General features: G+C 65.2%; 14 protein-coding genes. 10 read left to right on the top strand and 4 right to left on the bottom strand.

Going from position 1 to position 15,390, the window contains the following annotated elements; all coding sequences use genetic code 11:
- Window positions 1–2 precede the first annotated feature (2 nt).
- From AC07M1_RS12795 to AC07M1_RS12785, 3 genes are read left to right on the top strand one after another with little or no spacing between them, the layout of a single operon-like run.
- Complete coding sequence (locus AC07M1_RS12795) at window positions 3–596, top strand: hypothetical protein (RefSeq protein WP_495163000.1); 594 nt, start codon at window positions 3–5, stop codon at window positions 594–596.
- A gap of 31 nt (window positions 597–627) precedes the next feature.
- Window positions 628–2,151, top strand: a complete 1,524-nt coding sequence (atpD, locus tag AC07M1_RS12790) for a F0F1 ATP synthase subunit beta (RefSeq protein ID WP_495162999.1) — start codon at window positions 628–630, stop codon at window positions 2,149–2,151.
- Window positions 2,152–2,200: 49 nt separating this feature from the next.
- Window positions 2,201–2,458 (top strand): ATP synthase F1 subunit epsilon, encoded by a 258-nt coding sequence (locus tag AC07M1_RS12785; RefSeq protein WP_495162998.1) that lies wholly within the window; start codon window positions 2,201–2,203, stop codon window positions 2,456–2,458.
- 68 nt (window positions 2,459–2,526) lie between these two features.
- Here the strand turns inward: AC07M1_RS12785 and AC07M1_RS12780 are convergent, their stop codons facing one another.
- Complete coding sequence (locus AC07M1_RS12780; RefSeq protein ID WP_495162997.1) at window positions 2,527–2,964, bottom strand: DUF6265 family protein; 438 nt, start codon at window positions 2,962–2,964, stop codon at window positions 2,527–2,529.
- Between the two features lie 86 nt (window positions 2,965–3,050).
- On the opposite strand from AC07M1_RS12780, the gene AC07M1_RS12775 reads away from it, so the two are divergent.
- The 3 genes from AC07M1_RS12775 (at window position 3,051) to AC07M1_RS12765 (ending at window position 6,655) form a co-directional block, all read left to right on the top strand.
- Window positions 3,051–3,785, top strand: a complete 735-nt coding sequence (locus AC07M1_RS12775) for a helix-turn-helix domain-containing protein (RefSeq protein WP_495162996.1) — start codon at window positions 3,051–3,053, stop codon at window positions 3,783–3,785.
- Window positions 3,786–3,842: 57 nt separating this feature from the next.
- Window positions 3,843–5,384: a TadA family conjugal transfer-associated ATPase gene (locus tag AC07M1_RS12770; protein WP_495162995.1), complete on the top strand. Its 1,542-nt coding sequence runs from the start codon at window positions 3,843–3,845 to the stop codon at window positions 5,382–5,384.
- Window positions 5,385–5,470: 86 nt separating this feature from the next.
- Complete coding sequence (locus AC07M1_RS12765; RefSeq protein WP_495162994.1) at window positions 5,471–6,655, top strand: aspartyl protease family protein; 1,185 nt, start codon at window positions 5,471–5,473, stop codon at window positions 6,653–6,655.
- Here the strand turns inward: AC07M1_RS12765 and AC07M1_RS12760 are convergent.
- A complete protein-coding gene (locus AC07M1_RS12760) occupies window positions 6,652–6,837 on the bottom strand; it encodes a hypothetical protein (protein ID WP_495162993.1) in 186 nt (61 codons plus the stop codon). The genes AC07M1_RS12765 and AC07M1_RS12760 overlap by 4 nt on opposite strands.
- 51 nt (window positions 6,838–6,888) lie before the next feature.
- Here AC07M1_RS12760 and AC07M1_RS12755 point away from each other — a divergent pair, with 51 nt between their 5' ends.
- Window positions 6,889–7,719, top strand: coding sequence for a class I SAM-dependent methyltransferase (locus tag AC07M1_RS12755; RefSeq protein ID WP_495162992.1), 831 nt, complete (start codon window positions 6,889–6,891; stop codon window positions 7,717–7,719).
- A gap of 34 nt (window positions 7,720–7,753) precedes the next feature.
- Here AC07M1_RS12755 and AC07M1_RS12750 read toward each other — a convergent pair whose 3' ends face one another.
- Together AC07M1_RS12750 and phaR are read right to left on the bottom strand one after the other, a co-directional pair.
- A complete protein-coding gene (locus tag AC07M1_RS12750; RefSeq protein ID WP_495162991.1) occupies window positions 7,754–9,049 on the bottom strand; it encodes a metal-dependent hydrolase family protein in 1,296 nt (431 codons plus the stop codon).
- Window positions 9,050–9,084: 35 nt separating this feature from the next.
- Entirely contained in the window at window positions 9,085–9,642 is a 558-nt protein-coding gene (gene phaR / locus AC07M1_RS12745; protein ID WP_495162990.1) for a polyhydroxyalkanoate synthesis repressor PhaR, read from the bottom strand.
- A 23-nt stretch (window positions 9,643–9,665) separates the two neighbouring features.
- On the opposite strand from phaR, the gene AC07M1_RS12740 reads away from it, so the two are divergent.
- The 3 genes from AC07M1_RS12740 (at window position 9,666) to AC07M1_RS12730 (ending at window position 15,344) form a co-directional block, all read left to right on the top strand.
- Window positions 9,666–10,718, top strand: a complete 1,053-nt coding sequence (locus AC07M1_RS12740; protein ID WP_495162989.1) for an alpha/beta fold hydrolase — start codon at window positions 9,666–9,668, stop codon at window positions 10,716–10,718.
- 30 nt (window positions 10,719–10,748) lie between these two features.
- Window positions 10,749–11,921: an acetyl-CoA C-acetyltransferase gene (locus AC07M1_RS12735; protein WP_495162988.1), complete on the top strand. Its 1,173-nt coding sequence runs from the start codon at window positions 10,749–10,751 to the stop codon at window positions 11,919–11,921.
- 204 nt (window positions 11,922–12,125) lie between these two features.
- The gene (locus AC07M1_RS12730) at window positions 12,126–15,344 is read left to right on the top strand and encodes a TonB-dependent receptor domain-containing protein (protein WP_495162987.1); all 3,219 of its coding nucleotides are present in this window, start codon (window positions 12,126–12,128) and stop codon (window positions 15,342–15,344) included.
- Window positions 15,345–15,390 lie beyond the last annotated feature (46 nt).

The following is a 15,390-nucleotide window of genomic DNA, read 5'->3' as shown; positions in this document are numbered from 1 at the left end:
CGATGCGTACTGCCGCCCTTCTCTTCATCGCCGCGACGGCACTCGCGGGCTGCAATGCGCAGCCCGGCGGGGCGAACGTCGCTGCGCCGGAGAATGCGGCGGTGGAGAATCCGGGTTCGCTGGCGGACGCCTTCACCGATCCGGCAACGACCGTCGCGAAACTCAACCAGTTCGGCTACCGCCTCGGTGCGTACGAGAACGGCCCCAACGGCTTCACCGCCGCTGGTGAGCCGGTCTTCCTGTCGCAGTCGGATGCCAAGAACCCCAATCGCGGCACCGTCGAGCTTTCGGGCAAGGACGGCGCGGCGATCGACACCATCGTCTTCGCGCTCACCGTGACCGACGATGTCAACGCCGATACGGCCAAGAAGCGCCTGACCGACAACGTCCGCGCCTTCCTGTTCCAGTATGGCGTCAAGGACGGCGGCGCACTCGACGCCATCGCCAAGGAGCAGGACGCCAACGGCCAGATCGGGAACGCCCCGACGGCCATCGCGGTGGAGAAGGCTGAAGGCCGCCGCCGCATCACCGTGACTTTCAATCGCCCGACCGCTACGGCCCCGGCCGAAGCGGCGGAGCGGCCCAAGCAACCCTGATCGAAGCATTCGCCAAGCAAGGACAATAGACATGGCAACCGCAGCCCCCGCAGAAAAGCCCGCCCGGAAGCCCCGCGCGGCCAAGCCCAAGGCAGACGCACCCGCGTCGGCAATCGTCGCCGCCGCCGGCAAGGGCCGTATCGCGCAGGTGATCGGCGCGGTCGTCGACGTCGCCTTCGAAGGCGAACTCCCGGCGATCCTCTCGGCGCTCGAGACCGACAATAACGGCAACCGCCTCGTGCTCGAGGTCGCTCAGCACCTCGGCGAAAACACCGTCCGCACGATCGCGATGGACTCGACCGAGGGTCTGACCCGCGGCCAGCCCGTCACCGCCACCGGCTCGCAGATCCGCGTCCCCGTCGGCCCGAAGACGCTCGGCCGCATCCTCAACGTCATCGGCGAGCCGATCGACGAACGCGGCCCGGTGAACGCCGAGCAGACCGCTCCGATCCACGCCGAGGCTCCGCTGTTCGTCGACCAGTCGACCGAGAGCGCGATCCTCGTCACCGGCATCAAGGTCATCGACCTGCTCGCGCCCTACGCGAAGGGCGGCAAGATCGGCCTGTTCGGCGGCGCCGGCGTGGGCAAGACCGTGCTCATCCAGGAACTGATCAACAACATCGCCAAGGGCCATGGCGGCACCTCGGTGTTCGCGGGCGTGGGCGAGCGTACCCGTGAGGGCAACGATCTCTATCACGAGTTCCTCGACGCCGGCGTTATCGCCAAGGACGCCGACGGCAACGCGATCAGCGAAGGTTCGAAGGTGGCGCTGGTCTATGGCCAGATGAACGAACCGCCGGGCGCACGCGCACGCGTCGCGCTGTCGGGCCTGACGATCGCCGAATATTTCCGCGACGTCGAAGGCCAGGACGTGCTGTTCTTCGTCGACAACATCTTCCGCTTCACCCAGGCGGGCGCCGAAGTGTCGGCGCTGCTCGGCCGTATTCCTTCGGCCGTGGGCTATCAGCCGACCCTGTCGACCGACATGGGGGCGCTGCAGGAGCGCATCACCTCGACCAACAAGGGTTCGATCACCTCGGTGCAGGCCGTGTACGTCCCCGCGGACGATTTGACCGATCCGGCGCCGGCGACCTCGTTCGCCCACTTGGACGCGACCACGGTTCTCAACCGCGCGATCTCGGAGCTGGGCATCTACCCGGCGGTGGATCCGCTCGACTCGACCAGCCGCGTGCTCGAGCCGCGCGTCGTCGGCCAGGATCATTACGACACGGCGCGCGCCGTCCAGTCGATCCTGCAGAAGTACAAGTCGCTTCAGGACATCATCGCCATTCTCGGCATGGACGAGCTGTCGGAAGAGGATAAGCTGACCGTCTCGCGCGCGCGCAAGATCCAGCGCTTCCTCAGCCAGCCGTTCCACGTCGCCGAAGTCTTCACCGGCATCTCGGGCGAGTTCGTGCAGATCGAGGACACCATCAAGTCGTTCAAGGCGGTGGTCAACGGTGAGTATGACCACCTGCCCGAAGCCGCCTTCTACATGGTCGGTGGCATCGACGGCGTGATCGCCAAGGCCAAGAAGCTGGCCGCCGAAGCCTGATCCTCTACTGGCCCTTCTCCTTCGGGAGAGGGGCTAAGGGAAACAAGAAATGCCGCTGCACTTTGAACTCGTCACCCCGGAACGCCTCGTCCGCTCTGAGGAAGTCCATATGGTCGTCGTTCCCGGCACCGAGGGCGACTTCGGCGTGCTGGAGAGCCATTCGCCCTTCATGTCCACGATCCGCGACGGCAATCTGGAAATCTACAAGTCCGCAGGCAACCAGAGCCCAGAAATCGTTCGTATCGAAGGCGGGTTCGCCGAAGTGAACGAGAAGGGCCTGACGGTTCTCGCCGAAAAGGCCGAGTAACCGCTCAACGCACGGACGAAACAACAAAGGCCGCGGGGCAACCCGCGGCCTTTTGTTTTGCGCCCCCTCTAGGGTGTCCGGCGATAGCTCCACCGCATCGCCTTGCTCCCGTCGGCAAGCGAGATTTCGGCGGTCAGCTCATTGCCCTTCAACCGATAATGGATGCGCTGCGGATAGTCGTGCATGGCATTGACGAAGGTGATCCCTTCCCCGCCCGCAACCGCGCGAAACGCCGTGGGCGGCTTGCCGCTGGGCTGCGCGAGATAGACCGCTGTATCGCCGTCCATCGTGATCCGCAGGAATTCGAACGCGAGCGTCCTGTCGCCCTTCACCATCTGCGAAGCGCCCAGCATCATTCCGCCCGCAACCGGCTGCCATTGCTCGCAGGTTCGAGTGGATCCGCCCTCCGCCGTGCACCAACGCCCCGCCAGCCATTCTGGCAATCCGCTCGCTGCGGGCGCCATACCCGGCAGCATCAGCATCAATCCCAGCGCCTTCCACATCATCGGCCCTCTCCTTCCCTGTTCACCCCTCGCATAGCGCATCCACACCCCCGCTGGCTTGAACCGATGCGACATGGCAAGTTCGCGGCGTGCGCTACGCCGAAACACCTCCGCCACCCGAACTCTACGGCTTGGTCGAGGCTGTATGGACGCTCGACGTCGGTGCAGACGGCTGGGTCGATCACCAAGCGATACCCGATGGCTGTATCGAGCTGATCCGTCGCCATTCGGGCCATTCGATCTGGCGCACCGACCAACCGTCGTTGTTCGTGACCGGCCTGGCACTTCGGCCCGCAATGCTGCGCTTCAGCGGCGATGCGCGCTTCACCGGCATCCGGTTGTGGCCCTGGGCATGGCATATGCTGGGCGGCGCGCCCTGTAGCGGCTTTGCCGATGGCTGGCGGGAGATTTCGGAAAGCGATCCGCTCGCGGCACTGCTTTCCGGCGATACCGATCCGATGCCGCGCCTTGCCGCCGCTCTTTACGAACAGGGTCCGCCATCCATCGCCGCCATTCGCAACGCGACGAGCGTCGACGATCTCGCCCGGGTCGCCCGGCTTTCCACTCGTCAGCTTGAGCGCATCTGCGCGCGAGAGACCGGCATGGCTCCGCGCAGCTACCTGCGCCTGCTCCGCTTCCGTACCGCGGTCAGCGGCATCCAGACCCCCGAAGCGGCGCTGGCCGATACCGCGGCCGCATCCGGCTATGCCGATCAGGCGCACATGACCCGCGAGTTCCAGTCGCTCAGCGGATTACCCCCCGGACGGGCCCGAAAGCGCGCCAACGGCCCCTTCATTCGCAGCCCCGGCTCAACCGATGGTTAGGAACTTGTAAAAGCTTGCCCGCTATCCCCTCTGTGTTGAGCTAGTGGGGATTTGAGCGTGAGCGCATTCGGACGTCGCAGCGGACCAGGGGCAACGCCTGCCCGGCCGGCCTTCGGCGTTGCCCGCCCGATGCAGGGCGGCGGCCCCGCGCCGCGTCCCCAGGAACCGCTAGGAGGCGACCAGTTCCCCGCGCTCCAGGATGTTCCACTCCCCGGCGCGAACCAGCGCGACTCGGACGTTTCGGACACCACGCCCCAAACCACCACCGACGCGATGCAGCGTCTCGCCGATCGCCAGGCGGCCTCAGGCGAAGCCGGCAGCTCGCGCGTCGAAGGCTTCGAGGCCTCGATCCACCGTATCAAGGAACAGGTGCTCCCGCGCCTGCTCGAACGTGTCGACCCCGAGGCGGCCGCAACGCTCAACAAGGACGAGCTGGCCGAGGAATTCCGCCCGATCATCGGCGAGGTGCTGGCCGAACTCAAGCTGACGCTGAACCGCCGCGAGCAGTTCGCACTTGAGAAGGTGCTGGTCGACGAGTTGCTCGGCCTTGGCCCGCTCGAGGAACTGCTGGCCGACAGCGCAATCAGCGACATCATGGTCAACGGTCCCGAGCAGACCTTTGTCGAGCGCAAGGGCAAGCTCGAGCTCGCCAACATCCAGTTCCGCGACGAGGAACACCTGTTCCAGATCGCGCAGCGCATCTGCAACTCGGTCGGCCGCCGCGTCGACCAGACCACCCCGCTCGCGGACGCCCGCCTCAAGGACGGCTCCCGCGTCAACGTGATCGTGCCGCCGCTGAGCCTGAAGGGCACCGCGATCTCGATCCGTAAGTTCTCGGACAAGCCGATCACGCTGGACATGATGGCCGGCTTCGGCTCGATGTCGACCAAGATGGCGACCGCGCTCAAGATCGCGGGCGCCTGCCGGTTCAACATCGTCATCTCGGGCGGTACGGGTTCGGGTAAAACCACGATGCTCAACGCCTTGTCGAAAATGATCGACCCGGGCGAACGCGTGCTCACGATCGAGGACGCGGCAGAACTCCGTCTGCAGCAGCCGCACTGGCTCCCGCTCGAAACTCGCCCGCCGAACCTTGAGGGCCAGGGCGAGATTACCATTCGCGACCTCGTCAAGAACGCTCTGCGTATGCGCCCGGATCGTATCATCCTCGGCGAAATTCGCGGAAGCGAGTGCTTCGATCTCCTGTCTGCGATGAACACCGGTCACGATGGCTCGATGTGTACGCTCCACTCCAACAGCCCGCGCGAATGCCTCGGCCGTATGGAGAACATGGTGATGATGGGCGACATCAAGATCCCGAAGGAAGCGATCAGCCGCCAGATCGCCGACTCGGTCGACCTGATCGTCCAGGTGAAGCGTCTGCGCGACGGTTCGCGCCGCGTGACCAACATCACCGAGGTGATCGGGATGGAAGGCCCGGTGATCGTGACGCAGGAGTTGTTCAAGTTCGAATATCTGGACGAGAGCGCCGACGGCAAGATCATCGGCGAGTATCGCTCGATGGGCCTGCGTCCCTACACGCTCGAAAAGGCGCGCTCGTTCGGCTTCGACCATGCCCTGCTCGAGGCGTGTCTCTGATACGTGTCGCCGCGCGTTTGCAATCGGGACATTAACCACGCCTGCAACCGCTGGCGTTCGATTCCTCGCGGAATATCCTTCCATGGATGGATGTTCGCGCGGCCATGACCTTCACGCTCGCCCTGCTCGCGTTGCTTGCGCCCGCATCGGACGTGCGGGCTAGCCCGCCGGTGTCGAATCTCGCCGCTGATACCGAAGCGCGCTGGGTCCCGTTCGAACTGACGGCGGGGAACCAGATCCGGTTCCGCACCCTGCTCAACGGCCGCTGGGTCGACGCGATCCTCGATACCGGGGTCAGCGATACGGCGGTCTCCGCGCGCTTCGCCCGTTTGGTTGGCATGAAGCCGCTGGTCGCCGGGCAGGCAGACGCGATCGGGGGCAATGTCGCGCTCAGCTGGGGCGCGATCGATCGCGTCGAGGTCGGTGGACTCGTCCGCACCGGCGGCCGCATTGCGATCATCGATGCCGATCCGCGCGTCACCGGCCCTGCGCCGGTCGACCTGTTCGTCGGCGCCGACCTGCTCGCCGCGCATGCGCTCGAAATCGACTATGACGCGCAGCGCTTCCGCCTGCTCCCATCTGGGCGGATGCCGTTCAAGGGCGTTACTGCACCACTGCGGCTCGCAAGCCCCGCTGGTCTCTATCTCAGCGAGCTCGATCTGGGCGGACGGCGCCACCGTCCGATGATCGTCGACACCGGCGACGGCGCCATGGTGACCCTCACACGCACCGCTTGGCGCGGGATCGAGCGAGCCGGCGGCAACGTCACTACTGCAATCGCCTGGGGCCTGGGCGGCCAGGTCGAGAGCGAAGTCACGATCGTCCCCGCGCTACGGATTGCCTCGTTGCCCGCCAACGAAGTCGAGTTGCGGATCGAACCCGACACCGGCTTTTCCGGCCGCAAGGGCGTGGCCGGGCGCCTTGGCGGCGGATTGCTGCGGCGGCACCGAGTCCTGCTCGATCCCGGCGCGGGTCGCATGGTCCTTGCTCCCGCCACGCGCAGCGACTGGCCGGTGACGCGGTCGACGAGCGGGCTGATGATCGGTCAGCGCGGAGATCGCCTCCGCGTCCTGTATGTGATGCGCGGCAGCCCCGCCGCGACCGACTGGCAGGCGGGGATGGAGATCTGTGCGGTTGACGGCGCGCCGATCCCGGCGGCCTACGCCGCGAGCCCGCTTGCAAGCTGGCCCACCGGCGTACCGGGGCGTACCGTTCGCCTGCAGCTATGCGACGGAACCGAACGCAGCCTGACTTTGGCCCGTTTCTACTAGCCCTTGATCGCCAGGGCCGCGGTGACCACGGCACCCAACACCGCCATGATCTGGATCAGCGTCCACGGCATCCAGCCGACGCGATCAAGATCGCGCCGCTTCGTCCGCCACCAATCCGCGAATCCGCTACCCGCCGCGACCGCGACGAAAGCGCCTACACCAATCCACAACGGCCCTTGCATCGGCGCACGCTCCGCTCCACCAATCCACGCCATATCGGAGAGGAGCCCACAATGCGCAACACCCTGACCCTTGCTGCCATAGCCGCCACCGCGGTCTTCAGCGCCGCCGCGATCGGCGCACCCCAGATGGCGAGTGCCAGCAAGGAACTGAAGAGCGCGGTCGCCGCGCCTACCCGGACTGCGGCGAACACCGTCCGCGACAAATATCGCCACCCGGCCGAAACGCTGGCCTATTTCGGTGTGAAACCCAACCACACGGTGGTCGAGCTGTGGCCAGGCGGCGGCTGGTACACTGAAATTCTGGCACCCTATGTCCTCAACGGCGGGGGCACCTACTATGCCGCCTCGCTCGAAAAGCTGTCGGGCGGCACCAAGCGGATGATGGCCGCGAAGCCCGAGCTCTATGGCAAGATCAGGACGGCGCATTTCCCGATCTTCGACCCCGCCGACATCAAGGTGCCCGACAACAGCGTCGATGTCGTGCTCACCTTCCGCAACGTCCATAACTGGCGCATGGGCTATCAGCGCGACGACAAGCAGGACTATTCGGCGGCCGCGTTCAAGCAGATCTTCGCGATGCTCAAGCCCGGCGGCACGCTCGGCATCGTCGACCATCGCCTGCCCGAGAGCGCCGATGCGGAGCGCGAGCGGACCAGCGGCTATATCAAGACCTCAACGATCAAGAAGCTCGCCGCCGACGCCGGCTTCCGCCTCGCCGGAGAATCCCAGATCAACGCCAATCCCAAGGATAGCGCCGACTGGGAAAAGGGCGTCTGGACCCTCCCGCCCAGCTATGCGCTCAAGGATGTCGACCGAGCCAAATACGAAGCGATCGGCGAGAGCGACCGCATGACGCTGAAGTTCGTCAAGCCCGGCAAGTAACCGGCCCGGCGGGCCGGTTACTTGCCGGCCCGCCTCACGGCCCCTTGTGGACCGTCCCGGCGCGCATCACGAAGCCGACCGATTTCAGTAGCTTCACGTCGCTCAGCGGATCGCCGCTCACCGCGATGATATCGGCGCTCTTGCCTGGCTCGATGCTGCCGACCTCCTTGGCGAGGCCCAGCAGATCGGCGGCGTTGACCGTCGCTGCCGCAATCGCCTGCATCGGCGTCATGCCGTGCTTGACCAGCAGTTCGAACTCATCGGCGTTACGGCCATGCTTCGACACGCCGGCATCGGTGCCGAACGCGACCTTGACCCCCGCCGGCACTGCCCTTTCCAGCGCCTTGCCGGTGATGCCGATGCGCCAATCGATCTTCGCCCGAACCTCCGGCGGATAGGCGTTCGGATCCTTCGCGATCCGCTCGAGATAGCCGTTCACGGTTGAGAGCGTGGGCACGTAATAGGCGCCCGTCTTCTTGAAGAGCGCAATGCTCTCATCGTCCATCAGCGTGCCGTGCTCGATCGAATCGGCGCCCGCGCGCAGCGCCACCGCGATGCCGTCCGCCCCATGCGCATGGACCGCGACCTTCTTGCCATAGAGGTGCGCGGTCTCGACGATCGCCCTCGCCTCGTCGTCGAACATCTGCTTGCCGAGACCCGCACCGATCCGGCTATTCACCCCGCCCGTGGTTGCGATCTTGATGACGTCGGCGCCACGCCCGATCTGGGTGCGCACCGCCTTGCGGCATTCCTCGACGCCGTCGCAAAGGTTCTCGATGCCGATGACAGGATGCAGATCCTCCGACAGCCCCAACCGATTGTCCATATGCCCGGAGGTGGTGGAGATCGACCGCCCCGCATCCACGATCCGCGGCCCACTCGCCCATCCGCGCGCGATCGCCTCGCGCAGCGCCAACGTGCCACCTTCATCGCCCAGGTTGCGCACGGTGGTGAAGCCGGCCTGCAACGTCTTCCGCGCGTTCCACAACGTCTCATAGGCGCTGAGCTGCTTACTCTCGGTCAGCCCCGCGAGCAGCCCTTCCTGCCCGGCGCGATCGGAGCTCAGATGGACATGGCTGTCGATCAGGCCGGGCAGCACGGTCCGGTTCTTGAGATCAATGACCGGCGCCTCGCCCAGAGGGGTGACGTATCCGTCATAGACGCCGACGATCCTGTCGCCCTTCACCGCGATCGTGCTCGCGCCGCGCGGCGCTTGCCCCGGTCGGTCGAGCAGCTTCCCGGCATGGATATAGCGATCCACAGCAGGCGCTTGGGCAAACGCGGCACCCGCCGCAAACATCGCGACGGTAAATGCAACGAAGGTCTTCATGTAGCTCCCCTGATCTTTCGGGGAGCCTATGGCCCTCAGCCCAGCTTGTCGATCTTGTCCTGAAGCGATGCGAGTTGCGCCTTCAATGCGGCGATCTCATCGTCCTTGCTCTTCTCCGGTGCTTCCGCAGCGGCGGCCGCGCCCGGGGTCCCCGGCTTGAACGCATCGGCAGCGGCCTCGAACATCGCCATGTTGCGCTTGGCGATCTCGGCGAAGGGCGAGTTGGCGAACGCCCCCTCGACCGCCGACTTGAACTGCGCCTGATTGCGGCGGAAGCTATCCATCGACGCTTCGAGATAGCCGGGCACCACCGCCTGCATCGAATCGCCATAGAGCGCGATCAGCTGGCGCAGGAAGTTCACCGGCAGCAACGTCTGCCCCCGCGCTTCCTCCTCCATGATGATCTGGGTGAGGACGTTATGGGTAATATCTTCTTCGGTCTTGGCGTCGATGACCTTGAAGTCGCGCCCCTCGCGCGTCATCGCGGCGAGATGGTCGAGCGTGATGTAGGACGAGGTTTCGGTGTTGTAGAGACGCCGGTTCGCATACTTCTTGATGATGACCGGGCCATCGGTATTCGCCGTTTTCTTCATCTTGACCCCCACGGGTGTTTGATATGGTCCTAACACCCTTTGATACTGCACCGCAACACGGGCCACGCCCCCTCCCTCTCTTTCTGGGACTGCTACGCAGCGAAACCGCAGCATCGCCCGAACGGCGCGCCGCCGCGCTGGCGGGACTCTCCGCCTATCAGGCAGCTCCACGCCCAGGCCCGCGTCGCCCGATGCCCATCGTCGCGCACGCCGGTCGGGTCGTGCTGCGCGACTATGGCGGGAGCGGTTCGCCGGTGGTGTTCGTCCCCTCGCTGATCAATCCGCCGCTGATCCTCGACATGCCCTATCGCCGCTCGCTGCTGCGCTGGCTGTCGCGGCAGGGCATGCGTCCGCTGCTGGTCGATTGGGGCACGCCATCACCGCAGCATCGCGATCAGGATGTGGTGCAGCATATTGAGGAAATGCTGATCCCGCTGCTCCGCAGCATCGGCGAGCCGACAGCGCTCGTCGGCTATTGCCTCGGCGGTACGATGGCGATGGCCGCCGCCGCCGCGGTTTCCGCGCGCGGTCTGGCACTGATCGCCGCCCCCTGGCGCTTCTCCGGCTTCGGCGCCGAGGCAATCGCGCGGATCGAATCGCTGTGGGATGGCGCACGCGAAACCTGCGACCGGCTCGGCCTCGTCCCGATGGAAGTGCTGCAGTCCGGCTTCTGGCAGCTCGACCCCGCCCGCACGATCGCCAAGTATGAGCGGTTCGGTCGCCTCGATCCCGCGAGCGCCGCGGCGAAGTCCTTTGTCGCGATGGAGGATTGGGCGAATGCCGGCGCACCGCTCACCTATGCCGCGGGACGACAGGTCTTCGACGATCTGTTCACCGCCGACCTGCCGGGCAGCAAACGCTGGCGGGTGGCGGACACCATCGCCGATCCCGCCACCCTGCCCTGCCGCGCGGTCGAGTTCGTGTCGCTCACCGACCGCATCGTCCCCCACACCAGCGCCGCGGGCTTCGCCGACCGGCGGGAGCTGCGGCTGGGGCATGTCGGGATGATGGTCGGCTCGTCGGCGAAGGATGCACTATGGCGCCCATTGGCGGACTGGCTCGCCGGCCTTAGATAGCGCCCAAACCCATCATGGAGTCGCATCCCTATGACCGAAGTCGTGATCACCGCCGCCAAGCGCACCCCCGTCGGCAGTTTCCTCGGCGCCTTCGCCGCGACCCCTGCGCATGAACTGGGCCGCATCGCGATCGAGGCGGCTCTCGAACAGGCCGGCGTCAAGGGCGAGGACGTGTCCGAGGTGATCCTGGGCCAGGTCCTAACCGCCGCGCAGGGCCAGAACCCGGCGCGACAGGCGTCAATGGCTGCTGGCGTGCCCAAGGAAGTTCCGGCCTGGGGTCTCAACCAGGTCTGCGGCTCGGGCCTGCGCGCGGTCGCGCTCGCGGCACAGGCGGTGCAGACCGGCGACGCGACGATCGTCGTCGCGGGCGGGCAGGAGTCGATGTCGCTTTCCGCCCATGCGCAATCGCTGCGCGCTGGTGCCAAGATGGGCGATGTCGGATTGGTCGACACGATGATCAAGGACGGCCTGACCGACGTGTTCAACGGCTATCACATGGGTATCACCGCCGAGAATCTCGCTGAGCAGTACCAAGTAACCCGCGGCGAGCAGGACGAGTTCGCCGTCCGCTCACAAAATCTGGCTGAAGCCGCCCGCTCGGAGGGCCGTTTCAAGGATGAGATCGCCCCGGTTACGATCAAGGGCCGCAAGGGCGACACCATCGTCGATCAGGACGAGTATATCCGCGCCGGCGCGACGATCGACGGCATTGCGGGCCTGCGCCCGGCGTTCAAGAAGGACGGCACGGTCACCGCCGGCAACGCCTCGGGCCTCAACGATGGCGCCGCAGCGCTGGTGGTGATGAGCCGCGAGGAGGCCGAGAAGCGCGGCACCCCGATCCTCGCCACGATCAAGAGCTGGGCGACCGCAGGCGTCGATCCGTCGATCATGGGTATCGGCCCGGTCCCCGCGTCGAAGAAGGCGCTGGAAAAGGCCGGCTGGACCGTCGCCGACCTCGACCTGATCGAGGCGAACGAAGCCTTTGCCGCACAGGCGCTGTCGGTGGGCAAGGAGCTGGGCTTCGACCCCGACAAGGTCAACGTCAATGGCGGTGCGATCGCGATCGGCCACCCGATCGGCGCGAGCGGTGCGCGTGTGCTGACGACCTTGCTCTACGAGATGCAGCGCCGCGGCGCGAAAAAGGGACTCGCGACTCTGTGCATCGGCGGCGGCATGGGAATCGCGATGTGCGTGGAGCGATGACGCCCCTTTACGCTGCGTAGCAAACACATAGCTCCGCACCCCTAAAATGGTCAAAAATGTCTCAATCGCTCGCGTCATGTGACTTTGTTGCAACAGCGAGACAGTGAAGTTGCCCGCCAATGACTGTTTGGCTTGCCACAGCATGAACGGGAGGTTTCAATAGTGACATTCCGGTAAGGGCCGGAACCATTTTAGGGGCAGCACATGAAACTCAGCCGCTTTCTGACGGCGACGGCGCTCGCGAGCGCCGCGTTCGCATTTCCGCACGTTGCGAGTGCGCAGGACACCCAGACCGATACCGGCGCGGCTTCGGCCAGCGAGGAAGAGGTCCTTGTCACCGGCTCGCGCATCCGTCGCCCGAACGACGTGGCGCCGACCCCGGTCACGACCGTCAGCAGCGAAGAGATCTTCCAGTCGGGCCGTATCTCTGTCGGCGACGTGCTGAACGACCTGCCGCAGCTTCGCACCTCGATGGGTTCGCAGAACTCGACTTCGGGTCTCGGTACGCGCGGCGTCAACTTCCTCGATCTGCGTGGCCTCGGCCGTGCACGCACGCTGGTGCTGGTCAACGGCCGCCGCCAGGTGTCGGCTGACATCATCAACAACGGCAGCGCCGTCGACATCAACACGATGCCGACCGACCTGATCGAGCGTATCGACATCGTGACCGGCGGTAACTCGTCGATCTACGGTTCGGACGCGATCGCCGGTGTTGTGAACTTCATCCTGAAGGACAATTTCGACGGCCTCGAGCTGCACGCCCAGACCGGCGTCAGCGACTATGGCGATGCCGGCAACCAGTATGTCTCGCTCGTCGCGGGCAAGAACTTCGCCGACGGCCGTGGCAACATCTCGATCAACGCCGAGTTTGCGCATCAGAGCGATTATTACGCTTCGGGCCGCCCGAACCTGCGCCAGAACGATGCGTTCGTCATCGTCGACACCGACACGGGCGCCAGCTTCGACGACGTCAAGGATCGCGTTTTCTATCGCGACCTGCGCAGCACGACCATCTCGCTCGGCGGCCAGCTCGGCTTCCGCTACAACAACACTTCGTCGGCACCGTGCGGTGTTGACGCGGTCGGCTCCGCCTTCACCTGTGCGTTCCTGTTCCAGCCCAACGGCAGCCTGGTCAACCAGACCGGCCTTCGCGTCGGCCTGGGCCCCAACGGCAACTTCGTCGGCGGCAACGGCACCACCAGCCGCGAAGGCCAGCTGGTCGCACTTTCGCCGGACGTGACGCGCTATGTCGTCAACGTGCTTGGCCACTTCGAGGTCAGCCCGGCGTTCGTGCCGTTCATCGAAGCCAAGTATATCCGCACCCGGGCATTCGGTTCGCAGAGCGGCCCGTTCTTCTCGCAGGGCCAGACGCTCTCGGACGGCATCGGCATCGCGGGCTTCAACGATCGCTCCTATGGTTCGGCCACCGGCACGACCAACGGCTCGGTCAACCGCGAAGCCATCCGCCTCGACAACCCTTATCTGTCGGCCGCGGCGCGCTCCACCATCGCCGCTCAGCTGACCGCTGCGATCAATTCGGGCGTCAACCCGAATACCGGCACCGCCTATGGCACCACGGCGGCGGGTCTCGCCAACCAGGCGACCTCGCTCGCGCAGGTGGCAGCTGGAACGTACCGCTTCTCGCTGCGTCGCAACTATCTCGACCTCAGCGCTCGCGACGAGCGTATCACGCGTGAAACCTATCGCGCCGTGCTGGGTGTTCGCGGCGATCTCGGCAGCGACTTCAACTATGAAGTCTCGGCCAACTATGGCGAGCACAAAGAAAACAACGTCATCAGCGGCAACATCAATCGTCAGCGCTTCCTGCTGGCGATGGACACCACCACCAACGGCGCAGGGCAGATTGTCTGCCGTTCGCAGGTGGACGCCCGCTATGCCGGCTCCGATCGCGCCGGCAATCCGGCACAGCTGGCCGCCGATATCGCGGCCTGCGTTCCGCTCAACCCGTTCGGCGAAGGCAACATCAGCCAGGCAGCCAAGTCCTATCTGACGATGCCGACCACCGCCACCGGCAAGGCGACCCAGTTCGTCGCCAGCGGCTTCGTGTCGGGCAACCTCGGCTCGCTGTTCACGCTGCCGGGCGGTCCGGTTGGCTTCTCGGTCGGTGCCGAGTATCGCCGCGAAACGCTTGACTATGACCTCGATGATCTGACGCAGGCGGGTTACGCGTTCTACAACGCCATTCCGTCGTTCACCGCGCCGGCCTTCGAAGTGAAGGAAGCGTTCGCGGAAATCTCGATCCCGCTGGTCAAGGACGTGTTCCTGCTGAAGGAACTGACCCTCAACGCATCGGGTCGTGTCGCCGACTATAAGGGCGGGGCAGGCACGGTCTACGCGTACAGCGGTTCGGCTACTTGGCGTCCGGTCAACGACCTGCTGCTGCGTGGTTCGTATTCGCGGTCGGTTCGCGCGCCGTATCTGGGTGACGTCTACTCGCTGCCCGGCCAGAACTTCACGCCGGCTCCGGCCGATCCGTGTTCGGCTCGCAACATCAACACCGGCTCCTCGACCCGCGTGGCGAACTGCACCGCCGCCGGTCGTCCGGCTGGCTACGACTTCGTCTACACCTCGTCGCTGGAAATCGTCAGCGGCGGCAACCTCAACCTGAAGGCGGAAAAGTCGAAGTCGCTGACGCTGGGTGGCGTGTTCACGCCGTCGTTCCTGCCGGGCTTCTCGGCATCGGTGGACTATTACAGCATCACCGTTGACGACGTGATCACCTCGCCGCCTATCCAGGCAGCACTCAACGCCTGCTACGATGCGCCGGATCTGAACAACCAGTTCTGCGCACTGTTCCAGCGCGCCGGTGCTGGTGGTGGTCCGCGTGGCGAACAGCAGTTCCGCATTCTGGAAGGCAGCTACCAGGACGCGCCGCGTAACTACGCCCAGTTCAAGGCGCGCGGCATCGACACGCAGATTGCCTACAACAAGCGGTTCGACTGGGGTCAGATCAACATGAAGGGCGTGTGGACCCACGTCATTCAGCGCGACAACTTCACCGATCCGTCGCGTCCGACCTACAAGAACGTCCTGACGGGCGAGCTTGGCGATCCTTCGGATCAGTTCAACATCTCGACCGACATCAAGATCGGCAAGGTCACCATCGGTCATACGATGCGCTGGATCGACAAGATGTACCTGAACACGTTCGAAGACTATAACAGTGTCAACGGCGAGCCGCCGCAGAACCCGGACTATGCGACGCTCGAAATGTACCCTGTCGTCGCCTATCACGACCTGCGCCTCGGCGTCGAAGTCAACGACAAGTTCGACATGAACTTCGGCGTTAACAACGTCACCGACAAGAACCCGCCGTACGGCCTGACCGGCGTCGGTGCCGGCTCGGGTATCTACGACAACCGTGGTCGCTTCTTCTACGTGGGCGCCACCGCCAAGTTCTGATCGCCCTGCGATCGAACGATCTGGGGCCGGAGAGCAATCTCCGGCC

The organism is Sphingomonas sp. GW821-FHT10C01 (assembly GCF_059415525.1).
This window is presented reverse-complemented; position numbering and strand designations above follow the sequence as displayed.

Bases quoted from the DNA above. Each gene is read 5' to 3' on its own strand.
- AC07M1_RS12795 (WP_495163000.1), top strand. From the start codon at position 3: ATGCGTACTGCCGCCCTTCTCTTCATCGCCGCGACGGCACTCGCGGGC.
- atpD (WP_495162999.1), top strand. From the start codon at position 628: ATGGCAACCGCAGCCCCCGCAGAAAAGCCCGCCCGGAAGCCCCGCGCG.
- AC07M1_RS12785 (WP_495162998.1), top strand. From the start codon at position 2,201: ATGCCGCTGCACTTTGAACTCGTCACCCCGGAACGCCTCGTCCGCTCT.
- AC07M1_RS12780 (WP_495162997.1), bottom strand. From the start codon at position 2,964: ATGATGTGGAAGGCGCTGGGATTGATGCTGATGCTGCCGGGTATGGCG.
- AC07M1_RS12765 (WP_495162994.1), top strand. From the start codon at position 5,471: ATGGATGTTCGCGCGGCCATGACCTTCACGCTCGCCCTGCTCGCGTTG.
- AC07M1_RS12760 (WP_495162993.1), bottom strand. From the start codon at position 6,837: ATGCAAGGGCCGTTGTGGATTGGTGTAGGCGCTTTCGTCGCGGTCGCG.
- AC07M1_RS12755 (WP_495162992.1), top strand. From the start codon at position 6,889: ATGCGCAACACCCTGACCCTTGCTGCCATAGCCGCCACCGCGGTCTTC.
- AC07M1_RS12750 (WP_495162991.1), bottom strand. From the start codon at position 9,049: ATGAAGACCTTCGTTGCATTTACCGTCGCGATGTTTGCGGCGGGTGCC.
- phaR (WP_495162990.1), bottom strand. From the start codon at position 9,642: ATGAAGAAAACGGCGAATACCGATGGCCCGGTCATCATCAAGAAGTAT.
- AC07M1_RS12740 (WP_495162989.1), top strand. From the start codon at position 9,666: ATGGTCCTAACACCCTTTGATACTGCACCGCAACACGGGCCACGCCCC.
- AC07M1_RS12735 (WP_495162988.1), top strand. From the start codon at position 10,749: ATGACCGAAGTCGTGATCACCGCCGCCAAGCGCACCCCCGTCGGCAGT.
- AC07M1_RS12730 (WP_495162987.1), top strand. From the start codon at position 12,126: ATGAAACTCAGCCGCTTTCTGACGGCGACGGCGCTCGCGAGCGCCGCG.